The sequence below is a fragment of the Streptomyces sp. TE5632 genome (genome assembly GCF_054061295.1).
On record NZ_JBSSEA010000003.1, the window covers coordinates 2,715,803 to 2,740,993 of the forward strand.

At 72.1% G+C, this 25,191-nt stretch carries 25 protein-coding genes and 3 pseudogenes; 8 read left to right on the forward strand and 20 right to left on the reverse strand.

All coding sequences use genetic code 11. From position 1 onward, the window contains the following. Nucleotides 1–14: 14 nt before the first annotated feature. Nucleotides 15–1,223 carry a cytochrome P450 family protein gene (locus ACVW19_RS17550; protein ID WP_457460300.1) on the forward strand — a complete coding sequence of 403 codons (1,209 nt, stop codon included), beginning with the start codon at nt 15–17 and terminating at the stop codon, nt 1,221–1,223. 60 nt (nt 1,224–1,283) lie between these two features. Here the strand turns inward: ACVW19_RS17550 and ACVW19_RS17555 are convergent. Then, a pseudogene (locus ACVW19_RS17555) lies at nt 1,284–1,787 on the reverse strand (TerD family protein); the annotation flags it as partial. 251 nt (nt 1,788–2,038) lie between these two features. On the opposite strand from ACVW19_RS17555, the gene ACVW19_RS17560 reads away from it, so the two are divergent. The 3 genes from ACVW19_RS17560 (at nt 2,039) to ACVW19_RS17570 (ending at nt 3,458) form a co-directional block, all read left to right on the forward strand. Beyond that, nucleotides 2,039–2,410: a DUF6479 family protein gene (locus ACVW19_RS17560; RefSeq protein WP_457460301.1), complete on the forward strand. Its 372-nt coding sequence runs from the start codon at nt 2,039–2,041 to the stop codon at nt 2,408–2,410. A gap of 222 nt (nt 2,411–2,632) precedes the next feature. Next, on the forward strand, nt 2,633–3,013 hold the full coding sequence (locus ACVW19_RS17565; protein WP_457460302.1) for a MerR family transcriptional regulator: 381 nt from the start codon (nt 2,633–2,635) through the stop codon (nt 3,011–3,013). A 241-nt stretch (nt 3,014–3,254) separates the two neighbouring features. After that, the gene (locus ACVW19_RS17570; protein WP_004985680.1) at nt 3,255–3,458 is read left to right on the forward strand and encodes a cold-shock protein; all 204 of its coding nucleotides are present in this window, start codon (nt 3,255–3,257) and stop codon (nt 3,456–3,458) included. Nucleotides 3,459–3,710: 252 nt separating this feature from the next. On the opposite strand, the gene ACVW19_RS17575 is transcribed toward ACVW19_RS17570, so the two are convergent. Beyond that, nucleotides 3,711–4,037 carry an antibiotic biosynthesis monooxygenase family protein gene (locus ACVW19_RS17575; RefSeq protein ID WP_202274736.1) on the reverse strand — a complete coding sequence of 109 codons (327 nt, stop codon included), beginning with the start codon at nt 4,035–4,037 and terminating at the stop codon, nt 3,711–3,713. Nucleotides 4,038–4,083: 46 nt separating this feature from the next. Then, on the reverse strand, nt 4,084–5,022 hold the full coding sequence (locus tag ACVW19_RS17580) for an SCO2400 family protein (RefSeq protein ID WP_457460303.1): 939 nt from the start codon (nt 5,020–5,022) through the stop codon (nt 4,084–4,086). A gap of 480 nt (nt 5,023–5,502) precedes the next feature. On the opposite strand from ACVW19_RS17580, the gene ACVW19_RS17585 reads away from it, so the two are divergent. Then, nucleotides 5,503–6,600 carry a sugar ABC transporter substrate-binding protein gene (locus ACVW19_RS17585; RefSeq protein ID WP_457460304.1) on the forward strand — a complete coding sequence of 366 codons (1,098 nt, stop codon included), beginning with the start codon at nt 5,503–5,505 and terminating at the stop codon, nt 6,598–6,600. Nucleotides 6,601–6,629: 29 nt separating this feature from the next. Here ACVW19_RS17585 and ACVW19_RS17590 read toward each other — a convergent pair whose 3' ends face one another. Both ACVW19_RS17590 and ACVW19_RS17595 read right to left on the reverse strand, forming a co-directional pair. Further along, complete coding sequence (locus ACVW19_RS17590) at nt 6,630–7,001, reverse strand: hypothetical protein (RefSeq protein WP_457460305.1); 372 nt, start codon at nt 6,999–7,001, stop codon at nt 6,630–6,632. Nucleotides 7,002–7,128: 127 nt separating this feature from the next. After that, nucleotides 7,129–8,461: pseudogene (locus ACVW19_RS17595) on the reverse strand (lipase family protein). Between the two features lie 251 nt (nt 8,462–8,712). On the opposite strand from ACVW19_RS17595, the pseudogene ACVW19_RS17600 reads away from it, so the two are divergent. Then, a pseudogene (locus ACVW19_RS17600) lies at nt 8,713–9,373 on the forward strand (response regulator); the annotation flags it as partial. A gap of 40 nt (nt 9,374–9,413) precedes the next feature. Here ACVW19_RS17600 and ACVW19_RS17605 read toward each other — a convergent pair. After that, nucleotides 9,414–10,925 carry a DEAD/DEAH box helicase gene (locus ACVW19_RS17605; protein WP_457460306.1) on the reverse strand — a complete coding sequence of 504 codons (1,512 nt, stop codon included), beginning with the start codon at nt 10,923–10,925 and terminating at the stop codon, nt 9,414–9,416. Nucleotides 10,926–11,246: 321 nt separating this feature from the next. Beyond that, the gene (locus ACVW19_RS17610) at nt 11,247–11,450 is read right to left on the reverse strand and encodes a cold-shock protein (protein WP_109379033.1); all 204 of its coding nucleotides are present in this window, start codon (nt 11,448–11,450) and stop codon (nt 11,247–11,249) included. A 307-nt stretch (nt 11,451–11,757) separates the two neighbouring features. Between ACVW19_RS17610 and ACVW19_RS17615 the strand changes: the two genes are divergently transcribed. Further along, nucleotides 11,758–13,674, forward strand: coding sequence for a glycoside hydrolase family 5 protein (locus tag ACVW19_RS17615; RefSeq protein ID WP_457460307.1), 1,917 nt, complete (start codon nt 11,758–11,760; stop codon nt 13,672–13,674). A gap of 155 nt (nt 13,675–13,829) precedes the next feature. On the opposite strand, the gene ACVW19_RS17620 is transcribed toward ACVW19_RS17615, so the two are convergent. The 10 genes from ACVW19_RS17620 to ACVW19_RS17665 form a co-directional block, all read right to left on the reverse strand. Beyond that, on the reverse strand, nt 13,830–14,894 hold the full coding sequence (locus ACVW19_RS17620; protein WP_457460308.1) for an iron-containing redox enzyme family protein: 1,065 nt from the start codon (nt 14,892–14,894) through the stop codon (nt 13,830–13,832). Then, on the reverse strand, nt 14,891–15,136 hold the full coding sequence (locus tag ACVW19_RS17625) for a CDGSH iron-sulfur domain-containing protein (protein WP_457460309.1): 246 nt from the start codon (nt 15,134–15,136) through the stop codon (nt 14,891–14,893). Before ACVW19_RS17625 ends, ACVW19_RS17620 begins: the two co-directional genes overlap by 4 nt. Continuing rightward, nucleotides 15,120–15,833, reverse strand: coding sequence for a HemK2/MTQ2 family protein methyltransferase (locus ACVW19_RS17630; RefSeq protein WP_457460310.1), 714 nt, complete (start codon nt 15,831–15,833; stop codon nt 15,120–15,122). The genes ACVW19_RS17625 and ACVW19_RS17630 overlap by 17 nt, the downstream gene beginning before the upstream one ends. An 11-nt stretch (nt 15,834–15,844) precedes the next feature. Continuing rightward, nucleotides 15,845–16,447 (reverse strand): flavodoxin family protein, encoded by a 603-nt coding sequence (locus ACVW19_RS17635; RefSeq protein ID WP_457460311.1) that lies wholly within the window; start codon nt 16,445–16,447, stop codon nt 15,845–15,847. 179 nt (nt 16,448–16,626) lie between these two features. Continuing rightward, nucleotides 16,627–17,256, reverse strand: a complete 630-nt coding sequence (locus ACVW19_RS17640; RefSeq protein ID WP_457460312.1) for a DUF4291 domain-containing protein — start codon at nt 17,254–17,256, stop codon at nt 16,627–16,629. A 339-nt stretch (nt 17,257–17,595) separates the two neighbouring features. Further along, nucleotides 17,596–17,916, reverse strand: coding sequence for a GYD domain-containing protein (locus ACVW19_RS17645; RefSeq protein WP_457460313.1), 321 nt, complete (start codon nt 17,914–17,916; stop codon nt 17,596–17,598). A gap of 236 nt (nt 17,917–18,152) precedes the next feature. After that, nucleotides 18,153–18,863 carry a hypothetical protein gene (locus ACVW19_RS17650; RefSeq protein ID WP_457460314.1) on the reverse strand — a complete coding sequence of 237 codons (711 nt, stop codon included), beginning with the start codon at nt 18,861–18,863 and terminating at the stop codon, nt 18,153–18,155. Further along, nucleotides 18,860–19,411: an RNA polymerase sigma factor gene (locus ACVW19_RS17655; RefSeq protein ID WP_457460315.1), complete on the reverse strand. Its 552-nt coding sequence runs from the start codon at nt 19,409–19,411 to the stop codon at nt 18,860–18,862. The genes ACVW19_RS17650 and ACVW19_RS17655 overlap by 4 nt, the downstream gene beginning before the upstream one ends. Before the next feature lie 4 nt (nt 19,412–19,415). After that, nucleotides 19,416–20,450, reverse strand: a complete 1,035-nt coding sequence (locus tag ACVW19_RS17660; RefSeq protein ID WP_457460316.1) for a serine/threonine-protein kinase — start codon at nt 20,448–20,450, stop codon at nt 19,416–19,418. Further along, a complete protein-coding gene (locus ACVW19_RS17665; RefSeq protein WP_457460317.1) occupies nt 20,447–22,330 on the reverse strand; it encodes an ABC transporter ATP-binding protein in 1,884 nt (627 codons plus the stop codon). The genes ACVW19_RS17660 and ACVW19_RS17665 overlap by 4 nt, the downstream gene beginning before the upstream one ends. Before the next feature lie 455 nt (nt 22,331–22,785). Here ACVW19_RS17665 and ACVW19_RS17670 point away from each other — a divergent pair, with 455 nt between their 5' ends. After that, on the forward strand, nt 22,786–23,262 hold the full coding sequence (locus ACVW19_RS17670) for an SRPBCC family protein (RefSeq protein WP_457460318.1): 477 nt from the start codon (nt 22,786–22,788) through the stop codon (nt 23,260–23,262). Nucleotides 23,263–23,575: 313 nt separating this feature from the next. On the opposite strand, the gene ACVW19_RS17675 is transcribed toward ACVW19_RS17670, so the two are convergent. The 3 genes from ACVW19_RS17675 to ACVW19_RS17685 form a co-directional block, all read right to left on the reverse strand. Further along, nucleotides 23,576–23,803, reverse strand: a complete 228-nt coding sequence (locus tag ACVW19_RS17675) for a DUF6480 family protein (protein ID WP_457460319.1) — start codon at nt 23,801–23,803, stop codon at nt 23,576–23,578. Nucleotides 23,804–23,888: 85 nt separating this feature from the next. Then, nucleotides 23,889–24,125 carry a CBS domain-containing protein gene (locus ACVW19_RS17680; protein WP_457460320.1) on the reverse strand — a complete coding sequence of 79 codons (237 nt, stop codon included), beginning with the start codon at nt 24,123–24,125 and terminating at the stop codon, nt 23,889–23,891. Nucleotides 24,126–24,431: 306 nt separating this feature from the next. After that, nucleotides 24,432–25,097: a histidine phosphatase family protein gene (locus ACVW19_RS17685; protein WP_457460321.1), complete on the reverse strand. Its 666-nt coding sequence runs from the start codon at nt 25,095–25,097 to the stop codon at nt 24,432–24,434. Between the last annotated feature and the right edge of the window lie 94 nt (nt 25,098–25,191).

A 25,191-nucleotide genomic window follows, 5' to 3' on the forward strand; every position in this document is an offset into this window, starting at 1 on the left:
GGAGAGGACACCTGATGGGCGAAACCGCACTGGTGTTCGGGGGCGACGGCGCGGCGGCCGAACCGTACGCCGTCTACGCGGCGCTGCGCGCCGAGGGCCCTGTGCACCGCGTCCACGTCCCCGGCAGCGGGGACAGCTGGCTGGTGGTCACGCACGAGGCGGTCCGCCGCGCTCTGACCGACCCTCGGCTGCGCAACGACATCCGGCACTCCGCGAGCTGGGAGACCGACGGCGGCCACGCCGTCGGCCGCAACATGCTCCAGAGCGACCCGCCACGGCACACGCGCCTGCGGCGGCTGGTGGCGGGCCACTTCACACCGGGCCGGATCGCCGGGCTGCGTCCGCGCATCGAGGACGTCGCGCGGGAACTGCTCGCGGAGCTGCCCGAGCAGGGCACCGCCGACCTGGTGAGCGGTTACGCACTGCCGCTGCCCGTCACGGTGATCTGTGAGGTGCTGGGCGTGCCCGTGGCGGATCGCGCGGCCTTCCACACCTGGTCGAACGAGCTGGTCATGCCCACCGGTGAGGAGGCCGCCGCCGCTTCGGCGGGCGCCCTGGCCGGTTACCTCACCGAACTGATCGCTGAGAAGACCCGTGTTCCGGACGGCTCCCTGCTCGCGGCCCTGGCCGCGGCGACCGACGACGCGAGTACGGGCCCCGCCCCCGAACCCGAAGCCGGCGGCCTCACGCCGGAGGAGCTGCTCGGAATGGCCTTTCTCCTCCTCGTCGCCGGCCACGAAACGACGGTCAACCTGATCTCGGCGACCCTGTACAGCCTGCTGACCCACCCGGACCAGCTCGCCCGGCTCCGCGCCGACCCGTCGCTCATCGACGGGACGATCGAGGAGTCCCTGCGCTACAACTCTCCCGTCCACGCGGGCGCGTTCCGCTTCGCGGCCGAAAGGCTGGACCTGGCAGGCACCCGCGTCGACGCGGGAGACGCGGTGCTGGTGTCGCTGGCGGCGGCCTCCCGTGACCCGTCGGCCTTCCCGGACCCCGACCGTTTCGACATCACCCGCCGTCCCCGGGGCCACCTGGGTTTCGGCCACGGCCCCCACCACTGCCTCGGCGCCCCACTGGCCCGCGCGGAGGCCACGATCGCCCTGCGACTCCTCCTCGACGGCTGTCCCTCCCTCGCCTTCGCCACCGATCCGACGGCCCTCGTCTGGCGAACGAGCACCCTGCTGCGCGGCTTGAAGGAACTACCGCTTCGCTTGGGCTGACCGGAGAGCCGAGCGGCGGCACAGGGCCGCCGGCCCGGCAGTCCTGACGGCGCGCACCCCTCACGCGGGCGTCGACTCGGCCTTCCGGACCGCCGGCCGTTCGAGGTGAACCACGACGGCGGGACAGAACCGGTCGACGGCGTCGTCCACGCCGCGGATGAACCCGGACCCGGCATTGCCGCGGGTGCTGCCCATGCCCTTGAAGAGGGCCGGCCGGAAACCGGTGATCGGCGTGCCGTTCTTCGGAAGCAGATCCCCCGGCTCGGGCCGAAGCCGTTCCGGAGTGCCCCGCGGCCCGCCCGCCCAGGCATCGGGCGTCTCGACGTGCAGGTCGGCCGACGCCTCGCTCAGCCACTTGATGAGCCGCTTCACCCGGGGCAGGGGGCGGCCCTGATCGGGTGCCGGGATCTCGATGGACGTGCGCGACTCGCCGGTCCGCAGGTCGGCGCTGATCGCGAGAACGCCCGGTGTGCCCTCGATCCGCACCTCGGCCTGCGGTCTCCCCTCCGGGCGCAACTGCTCTGCCGTCTGCGCACGGCGCTCCCCGGAACAGGCTCCCCGCTTGATGTCCGTGGGGCGGGAGGCGGGCTCCCGCGCCGGGCGGGGTGAGCGGGAAGGCCGGGGGCGGGCCCCGAGCTGCACACGTGGGGACGCGACGGCCCGTCCCGGCCTTCCCTCCGTCAGCAACTTGTCATGGCACGGAGGCCGCCGCCTGCCGGAGCGGCCGAACGAGCGTGGGGCGCTCACCGAGGCCCCCGAATGGACAAGTAGGGCATTCGGGTGCTTTATCTCACTTTCTCATCCATACTCGGACCATGAACACGGCAACGTATGAACTGCTGGCCGCGAGCCAGCAAGTGCTGAGTCTGCTCGCGGCCTTCGTCGGCGGGCTGGTCGTGGCCGGTGCGCTGATCTGGGCCGTACGTGTCGGCATGAAGGTCATGGATCAAGAGGAACGCCGCCCCAGCCCCGAGGACCAGCCGAAGCTGCCGGAGACCGGAGCGGTCCACGAGATGCGGGAGATGCGGGAGCCGGACGAGATGCCGACGGTGCCCAGGGACGGTGAACGGCTCATGCCCTACCAGCTCCATCACTCCGCGACCAGAACCGGGAAGGACCAGCAACGACGGCGCTGGCTCCCCGGTTCCAGCGGCGGCTTCGGCAGCGGCGGTCCCGGGCACGTCTGAGCGCCCTCCCTCGTGAGAGGCGGATTCCCGTCTCCCCGCGAGCGGAAGGTGCCCCACCCGGCGTGAACGCCGGGCGTCCACGCGGGAGACCGGGAGGCCGGCGGCGGACAGGGACATCTGTAGGCGCCGTGACAGTTTTTCCGCCGAGGCGATTAGAGTTCCGGTGTGGGGAACCCGTCCCCGTAGCGGTCCGTGTCCCCTGCGGTCCGCAGGAAGGTGCGCATGCCCCCGGAGAGTCAGCCGTACGTCGACGCCTCGCAGCCGGACGACGCCCGGCTGCCCGTCGCCGACCGGCTCGACGACGACCACTTCCCGGCCTACACCATGGGCAGGGCCGCCGAACTGGTCGGAACGACACCGGCCTTCCTCCGTGCCCTGGGTGAGACGGGACTGATCACCCCGATGCGTTCGGAGGGCGGCCACCGCCGCTACTCGCGCCACCAGCTGAAGCTCGCCGCCCGGGTCCGCGAACTCGTCGACCAGGGGACTCCGGTCGACGCCGCGTGCCGCATCATCGGCCTGGAGGAGCGGCTGGAGCAGGTCGAGCGGCTCAACGAGGAGCTGCGCCGACGGGGCGCGGGCGCCGTGCACCAGCATCACTGAAAATCTGCTCCCGCCGGAACAGAAATCCAGTAACCGTCACGGAAATCTATTTCCTTAAACGCGTTGCCGACATTATTTTTTGGTGATTCTCCTCGCTTGCCGTGGATATGGTCCATGCTAGGCTGACGTCAGTTGCAGTTGTGGTTGCCAGTTTGCTACCGGTTCTCCGGGCAGGTGATCATCGCGACGATGAGGGAATTCGTAAAGTGCGTTTTCCCAGCACTGTCTCAGGAGATTTGATATGGCCACCGGTACCGTGAAGTGGTTCAACTCGGAAAAGGGCTTCGGCTTCATCGAGCAGGACGGCGGCGGCGCCGACGTCTTCGCTCACTACTCGAACATCGCCACCTCGGGCTTCCGCGAGCTCCAGGAAGGCCAGAAGGTGACCTTCGACGTCACGCAGGGCCAGAAGGGCCCGCAGGCCGAGAACATCGTTCCCGCCTGACCCGTACGTACGCGAGTACACAGGGATTTCAGCAGGGGCCCCGCACATCGGTGCGGGGCCCCTGCTCCGTGTTTTGCGGGCTCCGGGCTCCGGCTCCCGCACGTATCTCCGCTGCCCGGGAAAGAAAGGGCCGGCGGATCGAGCCCGGCCCTTTCCGTCGAGTGCCCGCTCGTCGGCTCGTGCGCCTCTCCGCCGGGCGGGTGACCGCCGTATCCGCGGTTCGGGTGAACGCGGGGACGCCGTAGCGGTGGGTCAGGCCTGCTGGGGGCCGGTCTGCTGGACCACCTCGAAGGACCACAGCGTCGCCCCCGTGGCCGCGGGCTTCGGGCGGTCGCCCTGCGCGCCCTCACCGCCGTGCGCTGCCTGGGCGCGGCCCTCCATCCAGCGCTGGAAGTCCTCCTCGGACCGCCAGCGGGTGTAGACGAGATAGGTGTCGGTGCCCTCCACCGGGCGCAGCAGCTCGAACCACTCGAAGCCGTCCGAACCCTCCACCGCCCCCGCCCGCGCGGCGAACCGCTGCTCCAGCGTCTCCCGCTGCTCTTCCGGGACCGTGAGTACGTTGATCTTGACGATGCTCATGTCCCGATTGTTCCCCAGTACCGGTACGGGCACGTGCGGGGGGCGGTCAGCCGAGGCAGATCACCAGCAGGCACAGCTCGGGGCGGGACGTGCTCGGTGAGTCGGGCGGGGGCGTCGAGGGGTCCGTCGCGGCGGGCTGCGAGCCGCTCCGGCCTCCCGGCCCCCGGCTCCCGCCGTCCCCGCCGCCGCTGCCGGAGGCGTCCACGGGCGGGCTCGTCGGACGGGTCGCCGCACCGGAGCCGGAATCGGCACCGGTGCCCCCGACGGAACCGGAGCCGGAGCCGGCTTCCGCGCCCGAGCCGGTGGACGGCGAGGTGGTCCGCGGCGGGGACGTCGCCGTCGTGGGCGCGTCGGTGGCGCCGTCCGGCCGGGTGTCCGACGCGATGGCGGGTGTCGACGCGGCGCCGGTCGACTGCGGGTCCGGGGCGTCGTCCGGGGCCGGCTGCGCGGGCCGGTCCGGGGAGGACCGGTGCGTGCCGGGCGGGGTCGCCGCGGGCGCGGGGTCGCCGTACTGTTCCGCGGGCCCCTCCGCGCCACCCATACCGGTGACCTCGGGTGCCGTCGCGGCCTGGGTGCGGTTGCCGGAGCCCCGGTCCATCGAGGCGACGGTGAGACCACCGCCGACGAGCGCCACCGCCGTGGCGACCAGGGCGCGGCGCTGGGTCTTCTTCCACCGCGCCAGCTGCCGTCGCCGCGCGGCCCGCCCCGTGGGCGCGGACATCGCGGACGCGGACGTCAGCGCGGGATCGGGATCGGGGCCGGGGTCGAAGTCGGGGGCGCGGAGCGTACCGACACCCGTGTCGACACGCTCCGTGACCTCGGTGCCCCCGGTGGCTTCCGTGTCCGGGGGTGCGGTCGTCGTCGCCGGGCCGGGGGCCGTGCGACCGCCCATGACGCTCGGTGCGATGTCGGGAGCGTAGGCGCCGCATCCGGGGCACACCAGTGCGCCGTTCAGATGCCGGCGACACGTGGAGCAGTAGTCCATCCGTTGTCTTCCTGAGTCGACATGCACGCACCCGCCGAGCCGGAGACGGCCCGTTCGCGTTCCCACGTGAGAGCGAGTGGAGCAGGAACAGCAACGCTAACGACACCCGCGAGCCGCTGTGTGCAGTCTGTGTGTCACTCCTGCGCACGTTCTCTGCCCGCTTCGCGTGAATGCCGTGAGCATGTGCGGCGCCCGGTGCCCGGGGCGCTCCCGACTGAATGATGTTCAGTGAAAATCCCCTGGAACAACGGCGGTTCCGGAGCGGAGCGCACAGCCCATTCGGGTCGTCGTGACCACAAATCGGACCGGTGCCGGCCGCTCGGACCGTGGAACCGGCAGAGGGGGCCGCGTGACGGGCACGGCTTGACGCTGCCGGGCCGCGCGGCGTTGGCTGCCCCTCACCGGTCGCCACGCTGCACCCTCGCCCGGAAGGCACCTGATGTGAACCCCTGCACTTCTCGCACCACCCGCACCACTCTTGTGACGGCCGGCCTCACGGCCCTCTCGCTCCTCTCGCTCTCCGCGTGCGGTGCGTTCGGCGACACCGGCGAGAGCCGTGACTCCGCGTCGCCGAGCGAGCGCAACGACATCACGGTGGGTCTCCTCCTGCCCGACAACGACGCGGCGCGCTACGAGAAGTTCGACCGCCCCCTCATCGAGGAGCGGGTCGGCGTTCTCACCGGCAGGAAGGGCAGGGTCGTCTACGCCAACGCCGGGGGGAGCACGGCCGAGCAGAGCCGGCAGTTCGGCCGGATGATCGACGACGAGGTCGACGTGATCCTGGTGAACGCGGTGGACTCCAGGGCCGTCGGGCCGGACGTGAAGAAGGCCAAGGCCGCGGGCATTCCCGTCATCGCCTACGACCGGCTCGCCGAGGGCCCGATCGACGCGTACGTGTCGCACGACAACGAGCTCGTCGGCGAGGTGCAGGGCCGCGCGATCGTCGACGAGCTCGGCGGCGAGGGGGAGAAAGGCAAGGTCGTCGTGATGAACGGCGCGCCCGCCGACCCGAACGCGGCCCTGTTCAAGAAGGGCGCGTTCAACGAGTTGAACGGGAACGTGGACATGGCCAAGACGTACGACACCGAGAAGTGGAGGCCCGAGGTCGCCAAGGCGAACATGGAGAAGGCGATCGACGCCATCGGAGCCGACAACGTCGACGCCGTCTACGCGGCGAACGACAGCATGGCCGGAGCCGTCATCGAGGCGCTGCAGGAGGCGGGCGTCTCCGACCTCCCGCCGGTGACCGGGCAGGACGCCGATCTGGAGGCCGTGCAGCGGATCGTCGAGGGCACGCAGCACATGACGGTGTACAAGTCGTTCCTGCTCGCGGCGGGCGGCGCCGCGGAGATCGCGGTGGCCCGGGTCCAGGGGCGGGACATCCAGTTCGACTCGCTGACCGTCGACCGCGTCGACAGCTCGACGCGGAAGGACATCCCGACGATGCTGATACCGGTGGTCGCCCTGACCCGGGACAACATCGAGGACACGCTGATCCGGGACGACGTCTACGACGTCAAGGAGATCTGCACCGCCGAGTACCGGGCGGCCTGCGCCTCGGTCGGCCTCATCCCGTAGACCACCGGCCGACCGGCCTCGTCCGCGCGCTACGTCAACTGGTCCGCGTAGCCGATGTCCCCCACCGTCCAGGCGCTCACCTCGGCGAGGGCGACGCGGTACATCCCCCCGGTGTCGGGGATGCCGTAGCTCCCCTGGAGGATGCGGGCGACGTGGAAGTGGAGGTGGGAGGGGCGTGACGGGTCCCCGCCTCCGCGGGCCTCTCCGAACGGGACGGCGAAGTGGGTCAGCCGCGCGGAGTCGCGCAGCACCTCCGCCACCCGCTCTCTCCACAGGGCCTCGGGGGCCAGCCGTCCGGTGATGACGGCACCGGGGACCACCACGGTGAGTGACATCCGGCTGTCCCGGTCCGCCTCGACCATCGCGGCGACGGCGACGAGCAGATCGTCAGGGTGCGACATGGTCGAAGAGCGTAGCCGAGCCCCGGCCCGGCGGGGGGCCGGCGGTCCGGATCACTTCGACGTGGCGGCACTTCGCGGTGGCGGTGCCCGGCTTCCGGGAGCCGGGCACCAGGACCGATCGTCGTCGTCAGGGCTGTACGGGCATGCTCCGGCAGTTGGAGGTGGCCCGCTTGCCGGACAGCCGGTCGGTCAGCCAGTCGATGGCGCTGCCCTGGTCGGTCAGCAGCGGGGCGAAGTGGTTGAGCAGTGCGCTGCCGACGTCGGGCAGGACGACGGCCTTGTAGGTGACGTCGGCGCCCTTGCGGCACCAGTCGACGGCGAGGTCGCGGGCCTGTCCGTGCGGTACGAGGTCGTCGCTGACGCCCGTCGCCACGCGGACGGGGCCGGACGGTTTCAGCGTGCCGACGCGCTGGCTGTCCAGGAACGCCCGGAGGGCCGGCGTGGCGGCGATGATGTCGCTGATGGAGCGCCCGTCGCGGGTCCACTCGGTGCTCTTGGTGAAGCCGTGGCCGAAGAGGGCGTCGCCGACGCACATCGTCGACAGGTCGGTGAGAGCCGCCTTGCCGACGGCGTTCAGATGCGCCTCGGCGATGGGTCTCAGGGACGGGTCGGACTGGAGGAAGCCGTTCAGCGACCAGCCCAGCGCACCCGCCAGTTCGCTGCCGTCGATGGCCCTGGTGACCGAGGTCAGGTCGGCGGGCGGTGCTCCGGCGTACGTCCCGGCGAGGGGGACGTCGGGGGCGTAGGAGGGCTGGAGTTCGGCGGCCGCCGCGCTCGCCCCGCCGCCCTGGCTGTATCCGAAGAGCCCGACCGGGGAGTCGGCGGTGACCGAGGCCCCGCGCACCGAGCGGGCGGCGCGGACGGCGTCCAGGACCGCGTGGGCCTCGTCGACCCGGTTCACATAGGTGTGCAGCCGGTCGGTCGTGCCCAGGCCCGCGTAGTCGGTGACGACCACGGCGATGCCCTTCGCGAGGAGGCGGTGGATCGCCAGGTTCTCGTAACCGACGGACACCGTCCGGCCGTTGAGCGTCAGCGGGCGCTCGAGCCCCAGGGACGCGGCGCACTGGTCGCCCTGCCCCATGGTGCCGGGTGCCACCGCGACCAGGGGCCGGGGCCCGTCGCCCTTCCAGCGGGCGGCCGGTTCGAGGTAGGGCGCCGGTGACGGCGACCGGTTGCCCGCTGGAGTCGGTGGACTTGTACATCAGCCGGGTCGCGCTTCCCGGCAGCGGGCCCTTGAGGCCGGGCAGGCTCAGGGCCGGCGGGAGGGGCTCGCTCCGGACGAGGGTGCCGTCGGCGGCGGGCAGGTGGGCGGGCGGGTGGTAGAACGCGGGGATGGTGACACCCCGGGACACGACCTCGTCCGTCGCCGCGGCGGGGGCGGCGGCGACCGCTTGGGCGCCGAGGCAGGCGGCGGCGGTGACCGTCACGGCCAGAAGCCTGGTGCGCGGGCGTGGGGGCATGGCGAACCTCCTGTGAAGCAGCCGGCGGGAAGCGGCCTCCGCGCCGCTCGGGGGTGGTCCGGACTGAACTTACCCAGAAGTAAGTTACTCGCGGTAGCAGCAGGGGGTCACGGTTCGGCAATGTGCCGACGGGTCCGGACCCGGTCCCCGGACCCGGTGCGTGGTCGGTGTCGTGGTGTCATCACCGGTGGGAGCCCGGTGACCTGACGCCGCGTCCGTACGACGCCCCCGCCCCCGATTCCGGCGCCCCGATGCGTGTCCTGGTCGGCGACGACCGGGAACTCGTACGCACCGGCTACGGCACCGTCTTCGGCGCACAGCCGGACCTCGAGGCCGCCGGAGAGGCGGGAGACGGCCGCGCCGCGGTGGAGGCGGCGCGGCGGCCGCGCCCGGACGTGGTGATGACGGACATCCGGATGCCGCTCCTGCACGGAATCGAGGCGACCCGCCTGCCGGCCGGCCCGGGTGTCGCCGAGCCGATGAAGGTCCGGGTGGTCACCACCTTCGACCTCGACGAGTACGTGTACGAGGCGCTGCGGGCCGGCGCGAGCGGATTCCTGCTCGCGGACTCACCGCCGCGCGACCTGGTCGACGGCATCCGCACGGTCGCCGCCGACGAGTCGCTGCCGTCGCCCGCCGTCGCCCGCCGTCACCCGCAGGCTCGTCGGCAGGTTCGCCTACCGCATCCGCCGCCCCCGCGGGACCCCCGTCACCGAGGCGTTGTCCGCCCTGGCACCCCACGAGACCGAGGTGCCGAAACTCGTCGCCGAGGGCCTGTCGAACGCCGAGATCGCCGACCGGACGGTCATCAGCCGCGAGACCGTCAGGACGTACGTGTCGCGCACCCTGGCCGAACTCGACCTGCGCGACCGGGTCCGGGCGGTCGCGCTCGCCCACCGCGTGGGCCCGGTCGCCCCCACGGCTGACCCGCCCCGCGCGGCCGGAGCCCGCCCTACCCCTTGGCGGACGGGCGGCGGCGGCCCTGGCCGGGGCGGCCGCGTCGGCCGCGGGACGAGGACCCGGAACGCGCGGGCTTGTTCTGGACGGGCGGCGGAGCGAGGACGACGGGCACGCCCGAGGGCGCCTGGGCTCCGGTGATGCGGTTCAGCTCGGTCCCGCCGGGGCGTACCCGGGTGGTCTGCGGGGTGATGCCGGCGTCGCTCATCAGGCGGGTCATGTCGCGGCGCTGGTGCGGCAGGACCAGGGTGACGACGGTGCCGGACTCACCGGCCCGGGCGGTGCGCCCGCCACGGTGCAGATAGTCCTTGTGGTCGCTGGGCGGATCGACGTTGACGACGAGGTCCAGGTTGTCGACGTGGATGCCGCGGGCCGCGACGTTGGTGGCCACCAGGACCGTGACGTGGCCGTCCTTGAACTGGGTCAGGGTCCGGGTGCGCTGGGACTGGGACTTCCCGCCGTGCAGGGCCGAGGCGCGCACCCCGACGGCGAGGAGCTTCTTGGCCAGCCGGTCGGCGGCGTGCTTGGTGTCCAGGAACATGATCACGCGTCCGTCGCGGGCGGCGATCTCCGTGGTGGTGGCGTGCTTGTCGTCGTCGTCCACATGCAGCAGGTGGTGCTCCATCGTGGTGACCGCGCCCGCGGACGGGTCGACCGAGTGGACCACGGGATCGTGGAGGTAGGTGCGCACCAGACGGTCGACATTGCGGTCCAGCGTCGCGGAGAACAGCATGCGCTGGCCCCCGGGGCGCACCTGGTCGAGCAGGGCGGTCACCTGCGGCATGAAGCCCATGTCGGCCATCTGGTCCGCCTCGTCCAGGACGGTGACGGCGACCTGGTCCAGGCGGCAGTCGTTCCGGTCGATGAGGTCCTTGAGCCGGCCGGGTGTCGCGACGACGACCTCGGCCCCGGCGCGCAGAGCGCTCACCTGCCGGCCGATCGACACCCCGCCGACCACGGTGGCGATGCGCAGACGCAGCGCGCGTGCGTAGGGGGTGAGGGCGTCGGTGACCTGCTGGGCGAGTTCCCGGGTGGGTACGAGGACGAGGGCCAGCGGCTGCCGGGGTTCGGCCCGCTGCCCGTCGGTGCGGGCCAGCAGGGCGAGGCCGAAGGCGAGCGTCTTGCCCGAGCCGGTGCGCCCGCGGCCCAGAACGTCCCGGCCGGCCAGCGAGTTCGGCAGCGTCGCGGCCTGGATCGGGAACGGGGTGGTCACGCCCTCGGCTCCGAGGGCGGTCAACAGCCGCTCGGGCATGTCGAGTTCGGAGAAGGACTCGACCGGCTCCAGTGCCGGGGTGAGGGTGACCGGCGGGGCGAACTCCCCACCGGACACGGCGGGACGGCCGCCGCGGCCGCCGCCGCGCCCGGCCTTGCCCGAACGGGAGGCGGCGCCCTGGCGGCCCGCCCCCTGCGAGCGGACGCGGGCGCCCCGGCCGGAGCCCGTGGAGGCCTTGTCCGTACGGGAGCGGGAGGAGTTGCTGGTCGAACGGGCTGTGTGGTTGCGGTTCATGCGGAACCTTCCTCGACGCGGCACGTATCGAGGAATTCCTCCCAGCGGGGACCTGCACGGCCGCATGAGGATTCGCAAGAATGAGCCGAAGTGACAGTGAGACGGAGAGTCGGTCGGCGGCCGGGAGCGGCGGATCGCGAGAGCGAGAGCGGGGCGCGCCGTGGTGCGGGAACGGCGCCGGCTTCGTTGCCGGGCCGAGGACCGGGGAAATGCGGCGGACCGCAGGGAACGCGGAGAGCGCGGAGAACGCAGTGGGCCGGGGCCCGCATCACAGAAGTGCGGGTCCCGGCCACGCGGCGCGCGTCGGCGTCGACGTCGGTGTCAGGCGGGAACGATGTTCTCGGCCTGCGGGCCCTTCTGGCCCTGCGTGACGTCGAAGGTCACCTTCTGGCCCTCCTGAAGCTCGCGGAAGCCCGAGGTGGCGATGTTCGAGTAGTGAGCGAAGACGTCGGGGCCGCCGCCGTCCTGCTCGATGAAGCCGAAGCCCTTTTCCGCGTTGAACCACTTCACGGTGCCAGATGCCATATTGAATCTCCCTTGAGGGCAGTGCTCGGGGCCCACACCCTGTGGGCCCGTCGTTGCAGCAACAGTCCACCCGGCTGTATTCCTGGTGAGCCGCGAAGCTTTCCAGCAACAAAAAAGAGTGCTCGTCGACGGAGGGTCGGAAGAGCACTCAAAGTCTCTGGTAACCGAAACTGCAACTCTTCACGGTAGCACAGCCCCGGTGCGCGCCGAATCGGCCGCGCGCAGGACTGGACCAATGCCGCTCCGGCCCTCATGATGGTCACGGCATGGGAATGGGCATGACAATTCGGTTCTCGGGGTGGTGGCCGTGCGCGGATTCCTCGGCAGGGCGGCTCTGGCCGCCGTACTCGTCCTGGCGCCCCTGACGCCCGCCGCCGCGACCGAGGCGCCGCAGGAGCCCGTCCCCGGGCGGGCGTCCGCCTCCGCCGAGGACTGGACGGCGCCCCTCAGCACCCGGGGCCGCTGGATCGTCGACGCGGACGGTGACCGTTTCAAGCTGCGGTCCGGCAACTGGCACGGAGCCAGCGGCACATGGAACGGCTCGGGAAGCAGGGACGAGGACGCCAACCACCACGCCGGGGAGAACTCCGGCCGGATGCCCCTCGGCCTGGACCGTGCCCCCATGGCCGAGATCATCGCCGGCTTCCGGGAGATCGGGATCAACAGCATCCGGCTGCCCTTCTCCAACGAGATGATCCACGACGACCGTCCCGTCACGGACGGCTCCGTCGCCGCGAACCCCGTCCTGCGCGGGAAGACCCCGCTCCAGGTCTACGACGTCGTGGTCCGCGAACTCACCGCCTCCGGACTCGCGGTGATCCTCAACAACCACACCAACACCACCCGTTGGTGCTGCGGCGTCGACGGCAACGAACGCTGGAACGCGAGCCGGTCCACCGAGGAGTGGGAGAACGACTGGCTGTTCATGGCCCGCCGCTACAAGGACAACCAGCGAGTGGTGGGCGCCGACCTGTACAACGAGGTCCGCCGCACCGTCTGGGACGACCCCAACTGGGGTCTGGGCGACCGGCACGACTGGTTCACCGCCTCCCAGCGCCTGGGCGACCGCATCCTGACGGAGGCGAACGCCGACCTCCTCATCATCGTCGAGGGCATCAACTGGACCGGCATCCCCGTGGACGGCTTCGCGCACGAACGCCCCACGCTGGAGCCCGTACGCCGGCTCTCGCACACCCTCGTCGACTCCGGCAAGCTCGTGTACTCCGCCCACTTCTACGGCTACACCGGCCCGAACCACAGCGGCGCCACCGGCATCGGCGAGACCAGCGACCCCTGCTACCAGGACCTCACCCCCGCCGAACTGATCGACGTCCTGAACCGCCAGGCCTTCTACGTCTCGGCCGAATCGGACCGGCACTTCACCGCCCCCGTCTGGATCAGCGAGTTCGGTGTCGGGGGCCGCGGCGAGACGGGCGCCGTGCAGCGCGCCTGGTTCGAGAACTTCGTCGACCACCTGATCCGTACCGACGCCGACTTCGCGTACTGGCCGCTCGTCGGCTGGCACGACAACCGCGCGGGCAACGGCTGGGCGCTGCTGCACTGGGACGCCGCGGGCCGCCGCATGGGCCTCTACGACGGCGACGACTGGCGCGCCGCCGCCTGGACCCGGCTCATCGGGGCTCCCGGCCGCACCGGCCCCGTCGCCCCCGTGGCCCACTGGTCGATGCTCAGCCCCGACCACGCCGACTTCGTCGCCTCGCGGCGCATGCGCGCGCTCCCCGACTGGGACTCCGGCGCCCGCAAGGCCGTCTGCCCCGACGGACAGCGCCTCCTCGGCCTCAGCCACACGGGCAACCGGGGCCTGTGCTCCGACGTGACCGCCGGGCCCTTGTGGGACCCGGCCCGCGGACACGAGGTGGTCACCGACGAGCGGCACGTCGCTCCGGGCGGCGACTGGGCGTCCGGCTACACCAAACTCCAGTGCCCCGTCGGGTACTTCCTCACCGGTTACAGCGTCCGCGGCTCCGCCGTTTCGGCCGCCCTGTGCGCGGCCGCCCGGCCCGGCGCGATCACCGCCACGGCCGGCCGTACGGTCTGGTTCGACCGGGGCGACAACAGGGGCCCGGCCCCCGGCGGCGACTTCGGGCACGGCCACTACAAGGGCCAGTGCGCGGACGGCGAGTACGCGGCCGGCATCGCCTACACCGGCCGCCTCGGCTCCTCCCGGACCCCGGACGCGCTGTACTGCCGCGCCCTCGGCTGACCGGTCCCCGTGGCCGAGGGGCGGGCGGTCCCGGTGCTCGGGGGCGCGGCGGGGTACTCCCCGATGAGCCGCCGCGCCTGAGCCGCCGACCGTGCGCGACGTCTCACCGTACGGAGCGGCAGCCCGTCTCACCGGCCGCTGAACCGGAGAGCGGGTCAACCCGAAGCGCGGAGGACGCCCTCCAGCGGCCTGTCCCCGCGCAGTGCCGTGGCACCCTCGCGCCAGGCGCCGAGCAGTCCGGCCGCCAGGCGGTCCTCGAGATGGGCGGTCGCGCGGATCCCGAACACCACCTCGGGGTCCAGGTGCGGTTCGCCCTCCAGGAGCCCGCCGACGACGTCGTGCCGTACGACCTGCTCGTGCACCGCGTCCGCCTCCACGTGCTCGGCGTAGAACCGTACGGCCGCAGGGCCCGCGCCCACCCGGCGCAGCGCCTCGGCGAGGCGGCGCGAGCCCGGGGACGAGGTCGTCTCGACGGCGGCGAAGTGCCCGACGAGCGCCGCGCGCAGGGCTCGGTGCAGACCGAACAGGGACATCAGGTTGACGGTGGCGAGCGCCTCGGCCGGCGCGGCGTCGACGTAGTGGCCGTACGCCGTGTCCAGCCGCAGGTCCTCCATGAGGTCGGCGAACAGTTCCGCGTGGATCTCGTCGGCGCGGCCCGCGCCGAACTCGTCGAACTCGACGGCGACCATGGCGGCCTTGGCCCGCCCGTGGAGCCGTGGGAGGACCCAGGCGTGCGGATCCGCCTCCTTGAGGTGGTACAGCGAGCGCAGCGCGGCGTACTCACGCAGGTGCTCGAGGCTGCCCTCGTCGCGGAGGAAGTGGGAGACGCCGCTGCCGTCGTCGCCGACCGGTTCGAGCTGGAGTTCGTCCAGCGCCTGCCGGGCCGTGTCCGTGCCGTCCACCGGCACGTCCTCGCGCAGCGCGCTCAGGAAGCGGCGCTCGAGCGCACCGCGACGGGCCAGCAGGCCACTGTCCCACTCAAGGCTGTCGGGGACGCCCTGGAAGCCCTGGTAGTGCAGTTCGTAGAGGACGTAGAGGGCGAGTTGCAGGTCGTCGCCGTAGGCGGAACACCGCTCGGGAGACGGCACACTCCCGGGGTCCGTACTCCCGGGGCCCGATCCCCGCAGCAGAGCGGTCACCGCGGCGGAGAGCGGGCCGCGCGGTTCGGGCAGCGGCGGAGGCAGCAGCCGGAGATGACGCCGGGGGGCGGGGCCGGTCATGGGGTGCCGCCCTCCTTCCGCTCGGAACGGGAGCCCGGGCCAAAGGGTTTGCAGCGGCGCCGATGGCTGGTGTCGCACCAGGGGAAGATGCGGCTCCGGCGACAGGTGCAGACGGCCACGGTGAAGCGCCGGGAGACCGTCACCTCGCCGTCCTCGCCCACCACTTCGACCGGCCCCTCGATGAGCAGCGGCCCGTCGCGCTGGACGCGGACGCGGCGGGGTCGTTCAGGCGTGTTCGGCACGGATGACCACCAGCTCCTCCGTCGTTCCGTCGGCCGCCAGACCCTGCTCGCGCAGCCAGGCGAGCCGTGAGCGCAGCACCCGGCCGAAGGGCAGCCGGGTCCGGTCGACCACCTCCGGGCGCAGACCGGCTTCCTCCAGACGGGTCAGGGTGTCGTCGACGCCGCACAGGTGCGAGTGCACGATCAGGAGCTTTCCCGTCGGCCGCAGGACCGTCGGCGCGCTGTCGCAGATGCGGTCGATCAACAGCCGGCCGTCCGATCCGGCGTCCCAGGCCCGGGCGGGGCCCCGCGGCGGCGCGGTGCTCGGAGCGGGCACATAGGGCGGGTTGGTGATCACCAGGTCGAAGCGGCGGCCGGGCACGGCCGTCGCCAGGTCGCCGTGGCGCACCCGCAGGGACTGCCCGTTCAGCCGGGCGTTCCACCAGGTGGTGGCGAGCGCCCTCCACGAGATGTCGACCGCGGTGACCTGGCCGCCGAGCCGGGCCGCCTCCACCGCGAGCAGGCCGCTTCCGGTGCCGAGGTCCAGCACGTCCGTCTCTCCCGTGATCCGCTCGCGACGCAACGCCCGCCTGAGGAGCCCGGTGTCGGTCTGAGGGGTGTACACGCCCCGGGGGACCCAGCAGCGGAGACGGGGGGCGGCGGTGGGGGATTCGGCCGGTACGGGAGCTGATGTGGTGCCTGACGTGGGGCTTGTCATGGGCGTCTCCCTCAGTCACCTGCCCGCAGGGGCAGCGCCGACAGGGCCCGCGCGACACCGAGGAGGTTGTCGGCCATGGCGTGACCGGTGCTGTGCGCCCAGTCGCGGCCCCGTTGCTCGTCCAGGTGGTCGGGCCCCGGGCCGGGGCCGAGGTGCCAGTACGTCCAGGCCCGGCCGGGGATCGTGCAGCCGATGTCGGCGAGGCCCCCGGAGATCTCGCTGATGACGTGGTGCGCGCCGTCCTCGTTCCCGGTGACGACCACGCCGGCCACGCGGTTGTAGGCGACGGGACGGTCCTCGTCGTCGGTCTCGGACATCATCGCGTTCATGCGTTCGAGGACGCGCCGCGCCACCGAGGACGGCCGGCCCGGCCAGGTGGGCGAGGCGGTGATCAGGATCGCGGACTCCAGGAGTCTCGAGTGGACCCGGTGCCACTCGTCGCCGTCGCCGGCGTCGGTGACCACGCCGGGGGCGAGGTCGAGGTCGACGGCCCGTACGGACGTGACCTGCACGTTCTGTTCCGAGAGCCGCTCCGCGACCACGGAGGCCAGTGCCTCGGTGTTGGAAGGTTCGGGGGACCGCTTGAGGGTGCGGTTGACGACGAGTGCTTTCACGATCGCTCCGACATCGGGGACGGGTGGCCCGCTGTGCGCACATCCACCGGCAGCGCCCCACGAGTACCCCGTGGCGCCGGAGGTAACGAGCTCGGAGAAGTCGCCGTCCCGCCCCCGGGTGGTTCCCACGAAGCCACCCGACTCCGGGCCACGGCGGACGTCTCAACGGGCGGCTGCCCTCATGGACGCAGGTGATCCAGGAGCCCCTCGGGAACGGGGTAGGGCGGCTCATGGGGAAGAAGCCGCCGGGCGGCTTCCAGGTCGCCGTCCCGCACAAGCCCGTGGATCTCGTGTGCGAGAGCGGTGGTGTCGGTGATGGAGACCGTCCACTCGTCCGCGTAGCGGCGTGCCGCTTCGCCGGTGAGCCCGAGCTGCAGCGAGCGGTGGGCCAGCGGCCGCAGGTGCACATCGCGCTCGGGATCCCACTGCACCCGCGCCGGGGCCCGCTTCAACCGCCGCTTCCAGGCGGCCCGGTCGGCGTGCAGTCCGCGCTCGTAGTGGGACAGGCAGGCGTGCTCCAGTGCCCACTCGAAGCCTTCCCGGGTGATCTCGACCGCGAGGACGACCTCCTGCCCTTCCTTGGCTCCCCATCCGCAGCGGTACATCATCCAGAGGAAGGACGGCTTGATCCATGTCATCCGGTCTCGCTTCCAGGCCGCCGGGAAGTGGCCCTCCCGGGCCGCGGGCAGGCCGATCTCCGGTGGATACGCCTGGTGGACGACGACCGTGGAGTCGGTGTGGCGGGCGCGGATCCGGTGCTTGAGTTCTCCCACGGTGACAGCGTGCGGAACCCGTCCGGCGCGCGCCATCGAATTACCCGGGCACTCGGCTGCCGAGCCTTCGTTCATGTGGAGGCGCTCGGCGCGAGGTTGTTCACGGGTCAGCCAGGTGCGGGCGGTCATCGGGCGGGAGATCGCTCAACGGCTGTCCCCGCCGGTCGGCGCTCGGCTCCGCCCGGGCCGGTGCAGAGGAGGCGTGTCCGAGCATCCGGCAACCGAGGGGCTTCACCGGGTGACAGGGCTGTCCGGCGCCGGGCCGGGACGGCCGTATCGGCGGTGCGGTGGGCGGGGGTGCGGGCGGCCCGGCGCCGTGGGTGCCGCGTCCCTGGGGGAAACCGGGGCTTGCCGGAAACAACTCGTGGCTGCCGGCTACCTGCCGGGGGCGCGGAAGGTGACCTCTCGGCGGGTGGCCTCGTCGATCTCGTCGAGGGTGAGGAGCGGGGTGGCCCGGGTCTGGAGGGCGCCGCTGGCCTTGACGGCGAGACTGACGGCGGCCATGGAGACCGCGTCGGGGAAGTCGACGATGAGTACGGTGTCGTTCTCCCCGAAGGCGAAGTACATGGCCTCGACCTTCCCGCCGAGGCCGGTGACGACCTGGTCGACGGCGGCGCGGCGGCCGCTCGCACCGTCCTTGAGCAGGCCCTTCGCGCCCTCGGACGTGTAGGTGGCCTGGATGAGGAACTTCGGCATGGGGACGCTCCGTGCTCATCGGTTGTCGGTGTGCAGAGTGACCTTCCCGCTGTCACGCCGACCGTCGGCCACCGAGCGGCCGGATTCACCCGTTGGAGCTGAACCATGGCGTAGGGCCGGGAGGGGCGCGGGCACGGCCTGCCGCGTCCTCCGCGATCGGAGCACCGGGATTCCGCCAAAACCAGATCGGAGGCGGGCCACGAGGCGGGCCCGGGCAGGGCCCTGGCCGGGCCCGATCAGTCGGACGGGTGGAGGGTGGCGCTGGCCACGACCGACCTGTCGGCCGCGAGCAGGTGCACCTCGGTCACGGGCGGTGAGCCGGCGGGATAGGGGGCGACCCAATGGGCGTAGCCGGAGGCCAGGGAGAAGGTGCCGATGACGGTGGTGGAACCGTCCGCCCGTTCGATCTGGCAGGTGAGTGTGCCGTGCAGGGCCGCCCGGGCGCGTGCGGGGAGGTCGTCGGCGTCCACCGACATGTACACCCAGTGCGGCCGGCCCGTGTAGGCGAAGACGCGTCCGACGTCCCGGCTGTGGGAGGTGAGGTCGGCGCTGAGCAGCCGGTCGGGCCGGGCGGGGCCGGTGTCGGACGGTGAGGACGCCGAGGTGACGCCGATCGCCCATCCCCCCACGGCCAGCGCCGCGGCTGCCACGGCGGCTGCGAGGCCGAGGGCGAACCGTTGGCGCAGTGTCCGGCGACGGCGGCGGGGCGACAGTCCGATGCGCTGGAGCACGCGGGTTTCGAACCCCTCCGGCGGCTCGCGTCCGGGAATCAGGTGGAGCAGTTCGTCGGCCGTGCGCGCCAGCTCCCGGACGTTCTCCCGGCAGGCGGGGCAGCGCTGAAGGTGGGCCAGGGTCTCGGCGCGCTCCTGGGCGGGCAGTACTCCCAGTGCCATTTCGGCGGCGCTGTCCCGCAGCCGTCGGCACGCGAACGTGTCGTCGCCGGTCATGATGTCGTGTCCTGCCTGTGCGTCAGGGTTTTGCGCAGCTTGGCCAGCGCCGTCCTGATCCGGGTCTTGGCGGTGCCGAGGGGGATCTGCTCCAGGTCCGCGACTTGCTGCGCGGTCATGCCGTAGATGCCGGCCATGACGATGGCGCGGGCCTGGCCCGGCGGCAGCCCCGCGATGGCCCGCCGCAACTCGGCCGACTCCTCGTCGGCCACCGCCAGCCGCTCGGGGGTGTCGGTGGTCACTTCCAGCAGCGGCGCCATCCGGGTGGGGTCCACGGGAACGGCCCTGCGGGAGCGCACGGCGTCGATCGCCAGGTTGTGGGCGATGGCCGCCAACCAGGTACGGACCGATCCGCGGCGCGAGTCGTAGACCTGGGCGTGGCGCCAGGCCTGTTCGAAGGTCTGCTGGGCCACGTCCTCCGCGAGCTGGGCGTCGCCGGTGACCGTCATGGCCACCCCGAAGACCTTGTGCTGGAACCGGCGGACGAACGCCACCGCGAACTCGGGGTCGCCGGTCGTCAGTCCCGCCAGCAGCGCGTCATCGGGCATCTGCTCAAGAGAAAGCCCCAGATGGTGCATATCCCTCATACGTAGCATCCTCGGGGAGGGATTGTCCCGGGGCCTGCTCGGGCGCCGGTGGTTCCACGTCCCTGCGGTGGGAGGGCAGCAGCGCGTCGAGCGCCGCGGCGAGGGAACCGATGCCCGGCCGGGCGGCGGGGTCCGGTTCCAGGCACGCGTCGATCGCGGTGGCGAGCGCACGCGGCAGGCGGCGCCGGGTGCCCACGGGCGCGGCCCTGCCCTCAAGTTGCGGGTACCGGTGCTCTCGGCCGCAGGTGTCGCCGAGGCTCGCGGACACCGGCGGGGAGCAGGAGCCGTCGGCGGGCTCTTCGTCCGTCGTGGCGGAGGTGACCTCGGGGAACGGGAGGTCGCCGGTGGCGGTCTCGTACAGGGTGATGCCCACCCCCCACACATCCGCGGCGGCGGACAGGCTGCCGCCGCGTGCCTGCTCGGGGGCGAGGTAGCAGCGGGTGCCGATGCCGGCGGGCGCGGGCCCCGGCGGGCGGGCGACGCTGAGGTCGAGGAGTTTGGCGCGCCGGCAGTCGATGATCACGTTCGAGGGCTTCACGTCCAGGTGCAGCAGGTCCCGGCCGTGCAGGTAGTGCAGTGCGGAGCACAGGTGCAGGCCCAGGAAGGCCACGTCATGGGCGGCGAGCCGGTGCCGCAGGCGGCCGATGAGGTGGGTGACGGTCTCGCCGGTCAGTGTCTCCAGGACGACGAGGGGCTCGGGCATCTCGACGGTCTCGTACGCGCGGACCAGATGCGGGTGGCTGAACGCCTGCAGCCAGCGGCCCTCGCGCAGGAGCCGTTCGCGCAGCCGTGGTTCGTGCCGGCGGTCCGGACGCAGCGTCTTCACCAGGCAGCGGCAGTCCCGCTCGTGGCTCCAGGCGTCGTACACGTCGAGCCATCCGGTCCTGGTCAGGTGGGCCAGGATCTCGTAGCCGGCGACCGGGGTCGCTCCCGGCGGCAGGGGCGGGACGGCCCGGTCTCGGGGGACCGCCCGCGGCGTGGGGAGGTTCGGACGGCTCATGGGAACGCCTTGATCACGGAAGCCGTGGCAGCGGGGTCCGCCGGGGCGTGGAACCGGTGCAGTCGGGCATAGGTCCTGCCGCTCAGCAGCAGGTCGTGGTGGGTTCCCTGTTCGACGACCCGGCCGTGGTCCAGCACCAGGATCCGGGTGGCGTCGCGGACGGTGAGCAGGTTGTGGGAGATGACGATCGTGGTGCGTCCGGCCATCAGCCGGCGCAGTGGCTCCATGACACGTCGGCCCGACTCGGCGTCCAGGCCGGTGGTCGGCTCGTCCAGGATGAGCACGGGCGCGTCGCGGATCATGGCCCGGGCGATCGCCAGGCGCTGGCGCTGGCCTCCGGACAGCAGACTGCCGCGCTGGCCCACGACGGTGTCGTAACCCTCCGGCAGAGCGGTGACGAAGTCGTGCGCGTCCGCGGCGCGGGCCGCCGCGACGACCTCCCGCTCACTGGCGCCCGGACGGCCGTAGAGGATGTTCTCGCGCACGGTGCCGTGCAGGACGAGCGTCTCCTGGAGCACCACGGCCACGTTGTCCCGGACGTCGGCGAGCCGCAGGGTCCTCAGGTCCGCGCCGTCCAGCCGGACGGCGCCGTGCTCGGGGTCGTAGAAGCGCAGCAGGAGTTTGGCGACGGTGGACTTCCCCGCGCCACTGGGCCCGACCAGCGCCACGGTCTGCCCGGGCTCCACACGCAACGACACGTCGCACAGCGCGGCCCGGTCGGTCCCCGGATAGGTGAAGCCGACGCCGTCGAACTCCACCTGCCCGCGAGCGCGCCCGAGCCGGACGGGGGAGGGGGCCTCGTTCACCTGCGGGCGCTGGTCGAGCAGCTCGACGATCCGCTCCGCGGCGGCGGAGGCCGCGTAGAAGGTACTGGTCAGCTGGGACATGCCCTGGATCGGGCTGTAGAGCTTGCTCAGCAGGGCCAGGAAGACCAGCAGCTCGCCCAGGGTGAGACGGCCGCGGGCCAGTTGCCAGGTGCCCAGGCCCATCACCAGGAGGGCCCCGCTCAGCTCTACGAGGTCGACCAGCGGCCCGAAGACGGCACGGATCCTGGTCGAGGCCATGGTGGCGCGGTACCGGCCGAGGATCTCGCGCTGGAACCTGCCCTGCTCCCACTCCTGGCGGTTGTACGACTGCACCAGGGCGATGTTGCCCAGCACCTCCTCGGCGACCGCGCTGACCGAACCGCTGCGCCGGCGGCGTTCCCGGGAGGCGGCCTTCACCAGCCGGGAGAAGTACCGGGCCGCGCACCAGAACAGCGGCACGATGACGAGGGCGAACAGCGTCAGGTCCCAGCTCAGGTAGAAGAGCATGCCCAGGAAGATGCCCAGCCGCGTCAGGTACCACAGCGCCTCGGCCACGCCCGAGAGCAGGAACGTCTCGACCGCGTCGACGTCACCGGTGACCCGGGCCAGCACATCGCCGAGCCGGCGCCGTTCGAAGAACCCCAGGGAGAGGCTCTGCACGTGCCGGAAGACGTCCGCCCGCAGCGCGAGCAGGAATCGCTCACCGACCCAGGTGGAGGTCACGTCGTCGGCGAACGACACGATGCCCGAAGCGAGGCTGAGCCCGACGTACGCCAGGGCGATCGGCAGGAACGGGCTGAGATCGCGCTGGACGAGCACCTCGTCCACCACCACCTTGAACAGCCATATCTCGGCCGCGTCGATGGCGGGGCCGACGACGCAGAACGCCACGAGCGGCAGCAGCCACCTGCGCCCGCCGTGCGTGTACGGCCAGAACCGCCGGAAGATCTGCCCCACCGGCAGTGCCGGCGCGGCAGCGACGACCTGTTCGCCCTCCGGCTCGGCGACAGAGAGCAACCGCCGCAGCGCCGCGACCGGGGCGGCGCTGCGGACGGCGTGACGGCGCAGGTTCACGGAACCGCGACGTGCCGGACGCCGTCCCCCGGCGACCGGAAGACCATGTCCACCGGTCGCCGAGGGGCGCCGGCGTCACTTGTACTTGTCGGAGTCGGAGTCATGACGACGGTGTCCGTGGTTGTGGGACCTCCTCCTCTGCCCGGTGGTCGTGTCCTTCTTGTCATTGGAGTGCCTCCTGGCGGGTGCCAGGTGACTGAAGAGCGACATGGTCCTTCCCTTCATCTCGCACGGTTCACTAGGACATACGTGCGACCTCCCTCGGGGGATGGCGGTTCGACAAGATTTTTTCCGCGTACGGAGTCCTCTTCACTGCTCACGGGCGACCTGCGCCGGCACGTCGTGTCCGACGAACGTGGACCGGCGAACGTGGACCGGGCTCGATCCGGGTCTTCATGTCTCCGGACCCGGGTACCCGGTGTCGTGCCCGAACGACTGCGAGTGAGGAGGAGTCAGTGAGCACGGTGAAGGAAGCGGTGGACGTCGAGGTGCCCGTCCACACCGCCTACAACCAGTGGACGCAGTTCGAGGACTTCCCGAAGTTCATGGAGGGCGTCGAGGAGGTGCGGCAGCTCGACGAGCGGCACAACCACTGGAAGACCAACATCGGCGGGGTGCGGCGAGAGTTCGACACCGAGATCGTCGACCAGTTGGCGGACGACCGGATCACCTGGCGGGTCGTCGACGGCGAGACCCGGCAACGGGGATCGGTCAGGTTCGAGCGGCTGGACGACACCCACACCCGCGTGGAGCTCACGATGGACGTCGAGCCCACCGGCATGGCCGAGAAGGGCGCGGACGCGCTGGGCGTGATCGACCGCCGGGTCAAGGGAGATCTGCGCCGCTTCAAGGACCACATCGAACAGCGCGGCGGAGAGACGGGCGCCTGGCGAGGACGCATCCGGCCCGAGGGGTCCGACTCGGCCGTCTGACGACTCGGGGCGCGAAGCAGGGAGTCACGCCGAACGAGCCGAACGAGCCGAACGGGCAGCCGGGCTCCGCTCGGCTTCCGGAAGCGGCCGGATTCATCGCCCCTGTCGGCCGAGTCGCTCGGCCGACAGGGGCGACCGAGCGACCAAGCCGCACTTCCTTCTGCTCACCCGGGTCCGGCGTCGACGCATGGCGTCGGCACGGGCTGAGCCCGGGACCGCCGTCAACTCCGCCGCTCGACCGGCCGGGAGCGCAGGCCGAGAGCCGTGTCCCCCGACGACACCTGGCGGCGCCCCTGGGAGTGCGCGGGAGGTGTCACGCGATCAGGGACACCACCATGGCGATCAGTCCGATCGCCACCAGCGCCACCACCACCATGATCAGGACGAGCGCCATCGGCCCCCATCCCTTACGCGGTTCGTGCGGCTCCGGATACGAGATGCCGGAAGTGCCGCCTTCGGCGGGTGGCGTCTCACCGGGGGACACGCCGCCGCCCGGTTTGATCCCCGGGGTTCGCTTCGGATCGGGATCAGGATTCGTCATGGCGCACGCTCCTCTCGGGGCTCGTCTGCCATCTCCCCATGGGTCGGTCCTCCTGGAAATCGCACCACCCTCGTGCGGGGGCGCGTCACCGGTCGGGTTTCGCGGCGCCGATGTCGCCGAGATCCGACTCGGGGTCGCCGTCGGCCAGGGCGTGCCCCGCCAGGTCACGGTCACTGACCAGCCCGCGCGGCCGCTCGCCCTCGGTGACCGGAACGGCGCCGACGTCCTCGTCCCGCGTCATCCGGGCCACGGCCGTCACCGGGGCCTGAGGCTCGACGGTCGCCGGGGCGCTCGTCATGGCCCCGCTGACCCGCTGAGCCATGGAACCACCCTTCCGTGTGGCGTGGGCGGTGTTCTCACCGCCTCTCAACTTTCCGGGTACCCGTGGGCGACCGGTCCTCACGCTGTCACCAGGGGCATGCGGACGACGGCCAAAACCGGTGATCGTGCACGGGCTCCGTACGCACCGGCCGGGCGAGGAGCCACCGGCGGCCCTCACCACCTGTCCGCGGGTCTCGGAGCACGGGTTCTGCGTTCTCGGCGTTCTCAGCCCTGTCGGCGTTCTCGGCGTTCTCGGCCCTCCACGCCGGTGGCCCCGTGGGCCGCGCCCACCGACCCCGACGGCGCGCTACGGGTACGCGTCAGGAGTCGCCGAGCCGAGCACGGCGCTCAGCGGGTTGCGGCGAGCCCGACACCTTGCCGCAGGGGTCGCCCGGAAACGGCCCGGCTCGCCCCGGGGCGTGGGACCGAGGTGCACGTGCCAACGGCCGTCCCGGGAGGACAGGGACACCGTGACCAGCGGCGGCACCGTGATGTGCCGGAACGCGCGCACCGGTTCCGACAGGGCGTGGACCAGCGCGGCCCGGGCCACGGCCGGTTCGGTGACGGCCACCACGTGCCCCGCGTGTGGCGGCAGGCCGTTGAGCCAGTCCGTGACCCGTCGGCAGAACTGGCGCACGGATTCGCCCCCGTGAGGTACGGCATCCGGGTCCGTCAGCAGGGCGGAGAGCCCGTAGGGGTCGGTGGCGGCGACTTCGGCAGCGGTACGGCCGCGCCACCTGCCGTAGTCGAAGTCGCGCAGCGCGGGCTCCACCTCGGTCGTGAGGGCGAGAGCGTGAGCGGTCCGCGCGCAGCGGAGGGAGGGCGCCCGGACGGCCGTCGAGTACCGGGGCAGGACCGCTCCGACGGCGTCCGCGCCGAGCGGGCCGCGCTCGCGCACCGCGACGTCACCGAAGATCGTTCCGCTCGTGTCGTCCCCGGCGATCGAACAGAGAAACGTCAGACTGATCGGCATCCGGCTGATCTCCTTCCTGGGACGAGGCATCGACTGCTGCCTCCACAGTCGGGCGCTGCCGCTCGTGAACCCATCCGGCACATGTCCGGAGTCG